General features: G+C 55.1%; 1 pseudogene. It reads right to left on the reverse strand.

The annotated features are described in order from the left end of the window. Positions 1–1,111: 1,111 nt before the first annotated feature. Positions 1,112–1,375 (reverse strand): annotated as a pseudogene (locus EN984_RS38425) (hypothetical protein); the annotation flags it as partial.

Genomic DNA, 1,375 nt, shown 5'->3' on the forward strand with positions numbered 1-1,375 from the left:
GGGCGGCGCCGGCCCGGAAGGCGGCGTCGCCGTCACTCGGCGCGCCGGCGCTTGTGATCGCCCACGCGGGAACGGAGGGCGGCGCAGAGGAGCTGGCGGTCGCGGGATCGAGGCGAATCATAATTTGGAGAGTAAAGTGCCGGTGCGCTTTTCGCCATGATTTTCGTGCCAAAACGCACAGCCTGTCGGATCAGCACAACGACTGATAGTGTTGCATTATCAATCTCTTCACGAGTTCGTCCCTGCTAAGCCATTTGGCCAACAAGTAAGTCTCGACAGGGCACCTTTTTGCGCAGCCGGACGAAACTCCGTTCGGAAATGTGCCGGCTCGCGGCGTAGGAGCCTGCTCAGGTTCAGATGTCATGAAGGCATCTAACGCCCGATCTGCCGCGCAACTTCGGTCCCATATTCATTGCCGACGGGGTATCTGAGGGCGACGTTTTTTGCGGGTTTTTCCTGGTCGGCTTTGGAGGTGATGCTGGCGCCGATTGTCACAGGCTACTTCACTATCTGTTCCTTGACCGATGAGATCTTTTGCGCTGCGGCGCTCCCGTCTTTGCTGTGGGTCACCTTCTGACCCAAGCCCCAACGTACACACGCGGGAGTGTCCTACAAGCCATCGGTTTCGACAGATCGGATGGATTGGGCAGGCGAGCCCAAAAGCTGCGAGCTTAGAGCGGTTATAAATCGTAGTTGTAGCTGTGTAACAAACTGTGTAACAAAAAGCGCGAAAAGACTAGTATTTTCAGTATCATAGAGGTGAAAGGGAATCCCTCCCTCTCCGCCATCAATTTCCCGTAACAGACTGATTCGCAACGATTTTTCTGGATAGCGGCTCTCTTTTGGTACATTCTTGGTACAAAGAGGCTTCCGCACAAGCCCCCATGGATCGACGGCATAAGAACCTCGATCTTATCGTCTCAGCCGCCGCCACGATGGAGGAGGAGATAGAGAACATGTTCGGCTGCCTCCACCGCTTCGAGGAGAAACCAAGAAGCAGGTGAACGAAGTCTGCCGTGGTGATGCCACGATGAAGATCAAGATTGATGCTGCGGCAAAGATTTAAGAGCCCCGCTTTGACAATCGTGACCGGCTTCCTTCGCCCTTCAATTCACTCCGCGTCAGGATTGTCGACAAGGCAGCCTGCACCATGGCATCCTTGGTAGTTGCCATGCACATCAAAGTTTGGCTCTCCCTGCCTGTCAAATTGCGGTCGGGTATCGATTGCCTTGTCCGGATTGTCGACTTTGCATCCGATGCCATGACAACCATTGTAGCTGCTATCGGAGCGGTAGTTACTCGTCGTGTGCCGTCGATTGTGATGATCGTCCGCCATCCCCTCGATCAGAGCGCCGAGAATAGCTCCGCCAACCAC

This window comes from Mesorhizobium sp. M7A.F.Ca.CA.004.12.1.1 (genome assembly GCF_003997835.1).
In the GTDB taxonomy this organism is placed as follows: Bacteria; Pseudomonadota; Alphaproteobacteria; order Rhizobiales; family Rhizobiaceae; genus Mesorhizobium.